Source organism: Novipirellula artificiosorum, assembly GCF_007860135.1.
GTDB classification, from domain to species: Bacteria; Planctomycetota; Planctomycetia; order Pirellulales; family Pirellulaceae; genus Novipirellula_A; species Novipirellula_A artificiosorum.
On record NZ_SJPV01000001.1, the window covers coordinates 288,925 to 296,838 of the forward strand.

Annotated in this window: 5 protein-coding genes; 4 read left to right on the forward strand and 1 reads right to left on the reverse strand. The window is 50.4% G+C overall.

Going from position 1 to position 7,914, the window contains the following annotated elements; all coding sequences use genetic code 11:
• The first annotated feature begins 2 nt into the window (after positions 1-2).
• From Poly41_RS00875 to Poly41_RS00890, 4 genes are all read left to right on the forward strand, one after another.
• Positions 3-3,119: a sacsin N-terminal ATP-binding-like domain-containing protein gene (locus Poly41_RS00875; protein ID WP_146524048.1), complete on the forward strand. Its 3,117-nt coding sequence runs from the start codon at positions 3-5 to the stop codon at positions 3,117-3,119.
• Positions 3,120-3,154: 35 nt separating this feature from the next.
• On the forward strand, positions 3,155-4,795 hold the full coding sequence (locus Poly41_RS00880; RefSeq protein ID WP_146524049.1) for a DUF3696 domain-containing protein: 1,641 nt from the start codon (positions 3,155-3,157) through the stop codon (positions 4,793-4,795).
• 9 nt (positions 4,796-4,804) lie between these two features.
• Positions 4,805-5,788, forward strand: coding sequence for a hypothetical protein (locus Poly41_RS00885; protein ID WP_146524050.1), 984 nt, complete (start codon positions 4,805-4,807; stop codon positions 5,786-5,788).
• Between the two features lie 212 nt (positions 5,789-6,000).
• Entirely contained in the window at positions 6,001-7,305 is a 1,305-nt protein-coding gene (locus Poly41_RS00890; protein WP_146524051.1) for a hypothetical protein, read from the forward strand.
• 7 nt (positions 7,306-7,312) lie between these two features.
• Here Poly41_RS00890 and Poly41_RS00895 read toward each other — a convergent pair whose 3' ends face one another.
• Positions 7,313-7,591, reverse strand: coding sequence for a hypothetical protein (locus Poly41_RS00895; RefSeq protein ID WP_146524052.1), 279 nt, complete (start codon positions 7,589-7,591; stop codon positions 7,313-7,315).
• Positions 7,592-7,914: the final 323 nt, after the last annotated feature.

Genomic DNA, 7,914 nt, shown 5'->3' on the forward strand with positions numbered 1-7,914 from the left:
GCATGAATCAACATGTAGCATTCTTGAACGAAGTGCGAGACGACCGAAGCGACCTTGCACGTGTGTTACAGAAACACAAAGGGATTCGGCGAACAGTTGAAGACCTTTATCCCGACAATGCTCATTTTATTTATGAGCTACTGCAGAACGCGGAGGATAAGGGGGCGACAAAAGCGTCATTTACTCTCACGCAAGATCGTCTGGTTTTTGAACACAACGGAGAGCCGTTCACCGCAGATGATGTTTGGGGCATCACCGACATTGGGGAGGGCACGAAAGCAACCGACAAGGAGAAAATCGGGTGTTTCGGAATTGGATTTAAGGCCGTTTTCGCGTACACCGACTCACCAGAGATTTACTCGCCAACATTTTGTTTTCAGATCGACCAACTCGTTCTGCCAAGCGAATTGCCAAGTGACTCATCTTTGGGCAAGACGACTCGATTTGAGTTTCCATTCAACAGCAGCAAGAAATCTCCGCAGGATGCCTACGACGAAATCCAGACGCGTTTGGACGAATTATCGGAGGTGACACTTCTCTTTCTTTCATGCGTCGAAGAAATCCGCTGGGGAAGCACAGTCGTTCGTCGAATTCAGCATTCAGAGACGCATTACGAAGTACGTAAGGAGATCTCGAACCATGTGGTTGAGAGTAGCCATTTCCTGCGATTCTCGGAGTTGGTGACTGGACTGCACAAACAGCATGTCAGGCTTGCATATCCACTTCGGTTCATAAAGGAAGTGACTTCGTTCAATTCGAAGAAGCCACTTCACCGGCAAATGCAAATTATTGGTGCGGAAACGGGGATTGTTGCGGTCTCATTTCCATGTGCGAAAGAGGCATCGGGTTTGCGGTTTCATTTACACGCACCATTTGTTCCTGAACTGAGCAGAGCCAGCGTGAAGGAGACAGTCGCAAACGAGCCGTTGTTCGAGCAGTTGGCACGGTTGTCGGCATCGTCGCTGCACTCGATTCGAGATTTGCGGCTGCTTACGGCTGACTTCCTTGGCGTAATGCCAAACTCCAAAGAGACGTTGCCAGAACGCTACCACATATTTCGTGCTGCGATTATCAACGAGATGGATTCTGAGGCACTTACACCTACGTTTAATAAGGGCCATGCGCCTGCATCGCAGTTGCTTCAAAGCAAGGCATCTCTAAAGTTGTTGCTGACCAAAGATGACATTCGCTTTCTTCTTGACCTTGACGACGACGAGTCTTACGAGTGGGCAGTTGGTGCATCACAGAAGAACAGCCTACAAGATCATTTCCTTGATTCCCTTGACCTGAGGGATTGGGGGGCAGACGATTTTGTTGAATTCCTGACAACTAACGCGACTCGTTACTCATGGCGGGAGCCGAACGAGTCATTTCTGGAATGGCTGAACGGCAAACCTGATGACTGGATGCAAGCTTTTTACGCGGCTCTTTACACCGAAGTGGAGCCGACCGGAGCTTTTGCGCAGTTCAAATCATTGACGATCGTTAGGCAAAGCGATGGTACGTTAGGCGTCGGCGGCGAGTCCTATTTTCCGAGTGATGGTGTTCAGCATGACGAGACCCTTCCGCGTGTTGCGGAAGGAGTCTACACATCAGGGAAGACCAAGAAGCAACAAGAAGCTGCCAAAAAGTTTCTTGAGCACATTGGAGTGCGAGAGGTCGGAGAAGCTGAAGAAATTGAGGCCATTCTAAAGCTGCGGTACGATGGTGACGAGATCGAACCCAAAAAGGGCGATCTGAAAAGGTTTGTCGCTCTCGTCGAAACGGAGCCGAAGAGGGCAAGTCTCTTCAAGGATTACTCCATTTTTGAATGTGAAGATGGTGATTGGGCGAATGCGTCAGATATCTATCTTGATTCCCCGTTCAGGGAGACAGGACTATCTGCCTATTACGATGCTTTAGGCGACAAAGCCGAACGCTACCCGCTTGCATCGAACTACAGCACGATTGGGATTGGCAAAAAACGAATCGCAAAGTTTGCTGAAGCCGTCGGTGTACAAACCACTTTACGTCCGACAATGACGAGCTGCACTCACAATCCGTCATGGAACTATCTTTGCATGGTCCCCGGAGAACGGTTTACATCCTCTGGAATGGATCGCGACTTCAAAATCGTTCGCCTAAAGGAGTTGTTGAAGTCGCCGTCCATTGACCTTGCACGTTTGATATGGCGGACGATGTGCGACTTGCCCAGCTCTCCAAACTACCTGATAGCGAGCTATCGGATGAATGCAGCCAATGGCTCGCGTAACGCCAAATCTCAACTAGTTCACACCCTTGTGAAATGCGAATGGGTGCCACAAAAAGGCGGGGGCTTCGTTAAGCCACAGGATGCTTCGGCAGAAATGTTGCCGGATGGTTTCCCTTTTGATTCCGGCTCCAATTGGCTGAAGGCTGTGGAGTTCGGTTGTGGTGACCAAAAAAAGTCGGAGGAACGGCGTCAACAACAAGCAACCGCCTCCAAATTAGGAGTCTCGATCGAAGACATCGAGTTCATTAAGTGTAACGCTGCCGAGTTCGAACAATTCCGTCAGGCGATGGAGAACCGAGCTGCTCGGGGACAGGCAATTGATGAGTCGGAGTCACGCAATCGCGAGAGACGCAAACGCAAACTCAAGGAACGTCGCGAGAAAGCGCCGATTAAGGAGAGCGTCAAAAAACTGCGGTCGGTCCCGAGCCACTCACGGTCCGAGATCGATCGTCAGGCATTGTTTGATTTCTATTTCGATGAAGAAGACGAATCCGTCTTCTGTCAGATTTGCCTCGATGCAATGCCTTTCGTCAAACGCAACGGCGAAGATTGCGGCGAATGCGTCTATTTGTTGACGGAGAAGTGGGCCGACGCCAATGACTACGAATTGAAGGTGATGACACCTTTGAACCTTGTGCTATGCCCAGTTTGCAGCGAAATCTATCGAGACTATGTGCATAAAGACCTCGGAAAGCAAACAGAGCTTTTCGACCACCTAACGAACGGGCACGACTCTGATTTCGTGGTTTGTGGCTCGGATGTGCGCAGAGACCAAAAGGGGAGTGTGCTTCATATCAATGAAACGCATCTGGGAGATATTCGCGATTGTCTTCTGCATGACGGCAATGATGAGGTGGACGAAGACTGACCGCCTATGAGGGCGATATCACATAAGGATGGGCAATGATCAAGGCAATTGAACTCGAAAACTTCAAGGCGTTTGGAGAACGATGTCGCATTGAATTTGCGCCGATCACTCTGATCTTTGGAGAGAACAGTGCCGGTAAGAGTTCGATTCTCCAGTCGCTGAATCTGTTGAAGCAGTCGAGGGAAAGTCGGGACAAAGGTGCATTGATACTTCCGCGCACAGACGGCGGCATCGTCGATCTCGGCGGATTCAGGGAAATGGTCTTCGATCACGACCTGAACCGTAACGTTTCCATCCGAGTTGACGTGGCTGAACCCGGACCTCGTGGTCGTCATCGTCCCGACGCGGCGTCTAATGGAAGTTCTGATGATTTCATCGGGTTTGAAGTCGCTTTCAATCGACCAACGGACATTCAAAATGTTCAACTTGAGTCCCTGACTCTGCACTCGTCGGAGGTGTCGGAGCTTGTTGCAGAGTTTCGACCGTTTGCATTGGATATTGCTGAACAACGAAAACTGTCTCGCGATTCGATGCAATTGCGAGGGATACGAAGTGATCGTGTCTCTGAGGTTACCGCTGCGAAATGCAGTTCTCTGACAAGTGAGCCCTCTTTCTGGCATGAGATATTCGAGCGAACAAAAAGGCGTTCTGACAAAATCGCAACAGAACTTTTGCAACTCCAGTCTGAAGGTCAGGAAGCTCCGCAGCAACGATCACTGTTTAACGACGACGAAGATGATCGACAGGTATGGTTGACTCAGATCGCTGACGCGATTCGATTCTACGAATCTGATTTCGCAATTGACACATTCACTGAACGCATGATGCGTGCGGAACTGCAGACCGTTGTCGCCTTGGATGGTTTTATGCCGCTGCCCATCCGGCGACGAGAGTTAGGTGGACTCCCGGAACTAGAAACATTTCGGCGTTTCGGTCCCACACGGCTGCGAATGAAAGAGCTAACGCTAGATCTGATGTCTTTTGCCGTTGATTGCGGACGACGACTGGAATCGGTTCTGGACAACATCTATCCCATGGGGCCTTTCCGCCGACCACCAGAGCGATGGTACATCTTCACGGGGACAAGTCCGCAAGGTGTTGGCTATCGCGGTGACCTGCTTCCCGATCTGCTGTTTCGCAGACCGGAAATTGTCGAGGAAACAAATCAATGGTTGGACAAGCTTGAAATTGGGTATCACATCAATGTGCAGTCCGTTGGCGACAGGTCTCGTGACTTATTTGAGGTGCGTCTGATCGACCAAAGACGTGGCGGCAAGGTGGATGTTGCATTGTCGGATGTAGGATTCGGAATCAGCCAAATCCTGCCGTTCATCGTTCAGAGTCTCGCTGGTGAAAAACAGATCATCACGATCGAACAGCCGGAAGTTCACATTCACCCAAGATTGCAGGCAGATCTTGGTGATTTGTTGGCAACAACCATCAAGGAGCCGCGCGGCCATCGTTACATCGTCGAAACGCACAGCGAGCATCTGGTGCTGAGGATGCAGCGACTCGTGCGTGAAGGCCAATTGACCCCGGATGATGTTTCGATCCTCTATGTCAGTCGTGGGCCAAATGGTTCCCGTGTTGAGCGTCTACGTCTTGATGAAGACGGCGATTTCATGGATGACTGGCCCGGCGGATTCTTTCCTGAACGTCTTCGTGAGTTGATGTGAGGGAATGGCATGATTGTTAGCGCAGTGGCTGATCCAACAGCCTTTGGACCAAAGGGAATCACCGACGAGTTGTCGAAGCGGGAAGCGATCGCGTTTCTCAGTGGAATCATCTCGAACGGAGTGTTGCTGGATGAACCGACCAAGGAACTGCTTCGACTTGCGATCAGCGAAGTATCCCAGCTTGGGACGAACATGGGACAACGGATTCAGTTGCTATTGCTGGAGATCAAGAAGCAGCACAAGAAGTTTGTTGTAACGTGCGACCGGACCCGTTGGCAGCAACAACCGACGACGACCATTCCAGAAAAGTGTTCGGCACTAGCGGTGAATTTGAAAGCGGACGTTGTTGTCACACAGCCATCGAATCTGGCAGCTGTGCGGGCAGCGACGGGCGCGGCTGCTGAGGTTTGTCTTCTTGCTGATGCAAGTCAGAGCAATTACGAGGCATCGCGAAACCGGTTATTGCAGATTCACAAGCCGCTGGATGAGCTGACACCTGCCGAAATCGAGGAGTTTGTCGGCAGAGCGGTCAAATATGCATCGACGATCCGTTTCTTCGATTTTCGAATGATCGGGTCTCCGAAGCGAACAACAAAATACGTTGCCGGGATGCAGTTTTTTATCACGATTTGGGAAAAGTGGTGCGTTGCGGGGGAACCTGCATCGCGACGTGTCGAAGTCTACACGTTGGGCAACACAACAACTCTCAAGGGCTTCATCAGTGGAACTGATGCAGACGCATTGCTTGCATCGCACATTCAGGCCCCACTTAATGCTGCGACTTCGGCCACAGTTTATCGGTTTGTCAAAGAAGACCGTCACCCAGCCATCTTCCATGCTCGTGGGTTTGAAGCTCGGCTGAGGGCATTCACAATTGATCCCGGTTTTGATGCTGTCGATACCGGTGGAGCGATTCGGCGGTGCCTATTGAAAGCTGACCTCGCTGCCGAGAGCCACTTCGCCGATTGCCGCAAGCTCAAGGACTTGCCGTAATTCTGCATAACACATACGCCGCTTTGTTACTTCACAAAATCGTTTGTGTTTCTTGAGCTACGTTTGGCACCGGTGGAATTTTTGTTGCCGCGTTAAAGCGTGCAGTTACAACAAGTTGCGGCTCATCCGAAAATCCCAGATCACGTACGGCACACTCGTTGCTTTACATCCCTTTCATGATCAACCCAGAAACAAATGAAAAGGGAAACAACATGTCAGTTCAATTCGCCGCCAACGAAGTCATCTCGGATCTCGACCTTAACCTCGTCATCACTGATCGCAACATTCTGTCGTACCTTGCTCAGTTCGACGACGAAGATACACGCTCGGAAAAAGCAGTTGAGGCACTAAAGGTCGGCGTGATTGCCATTCAGTCTGCCAGTCCAACCTTAGACACGACGGTTGTCCAAACCCACTTTGGTGATCTTGAGTCACAGATGCGTGATTCGTTGACGACGTTTCAGCGCGACGTGAAAGGCGACCTAACGCGATACTTTGCCGATGGCGAAGGGATTGTCCCGAAATCCATCGAGGACTTTTTCGGAGAATCAGGGAAACTTGCCAGTACGTTCCAGCGGTTCTTTGATCCTGAAGATGGGCGACTGTCGCAGCTCATCCGATGTCAGATTGGACCTGATAGCTCCTTCGGGAAATCACTGGACCCGGAAAACAAGCAAGGTGTCATTGCAGTCCTCGAAGCAAGAGTGCAAGAGTTGGTTGAAGCCAAGTTGGATGACGTTCTGAAGGAGTTTTCGCTGGACGAAGATGGTTCCGCGATGAGCCGTATGCAGTCACTGCTTTCGACCTCGTTCGAGAAAATCAACAGGGCGCTGGGCCATATCGACGGCACGGCAGAAGAATCCGAGAAGGGTCACGTCAAAGGCATTCGGTTTGAAAAAGAACTTTACGATGACTTCTTTGTGAATCAGTGTGTGAATCTCGATGACGAGCCTGCACTTGTCCGAGGGAAACCCGGATTCATCGACGGCTGCAAAACGGGTGACCTGCTCGCAACGCTTGGTGAAACCACCGGGGCACCGGGTGAAAACATTGTGGTCGAAGTCAAAGAAAAGTCTGTCCGCTTTAAGGATGCTATCGACGAGTTGCAGGAGGCCAAACGGAATCGCCGGGCATCTATCGGCATCTACGTTTTCGCCAAGGGGCATGAGCCTGATGAAGTTGGTGACTTTCGCCGTGTCGGCGAAGACTACTATTGCACCGTGGACCGCGATGAGCTTCGGTGTGGCCGGGCGTTGACCTACTTTGATGCTGCCTACAAGATCGCACGGACAATGGTGGTCGCAGCCGCGCGAAAAGACTCCGTCGAAGAGGTCGATCTGAAGTTCATTGAGGAACAGGTGGATTCACTAATCGCATGGTCTGACCGAATCGAAGACATGTCCACCAAGGCACGGACTATTCAGAAAAGTGGCCGACTAATCGAAGAGGTTGCCACCGATCTGAAAGCCGAGTTCGACCGAAGGCTGAAAGACATTCAAAAAGCCATTCGCTGTTAGGTTTCCATTACGATGCAGAATCCAAAGCCCTGAACTTTTCCATCAATTCATCGATGTCAAAATCTTCATTAGTGTCGATCCCCAGAGCTTCTTTCGCCATCGTTTCGGGCCAAAACTCTGAACACTCGAAGATTGGCAGGAGAAGTGCTTCGGCAAGGTGAGGATTGTCGTTCAGCAGGTCACTCATTGCCCGTTGCGCGGCATAAATCACACCGTCGTTAAGGTGCTCAACAACGCAAGTCAGAAGCCTTCGTCGCTTTTCGATTTCATTATTGACGTTATCCATAGAACTCTCTTTTTTGACTCAAAACTGATTTGGAAATGCCGAGAGTCTCGGCTGCTGTGAATCTCTTCATTAGCCAAGCCCAGTTCGACCCCGACTCAAAAGCACAAAAGGCAAATCACTGCTAGGATTGACCTAAGAAGCCGATTTCAATGCCTCGAATTTCTCTATCAGCTCATCAAGTTCAAAATCTTCGTTTGGGACCGTCCGCAAATAAAGTATCGAACTGCTATAGGAGAAAAACACCTATTTCGTCGATAATGCGTTGATGCAAGACGCACATATTATTGAAGGACTAGAACTTAAGTTTAATTCTCTCGTCGGGG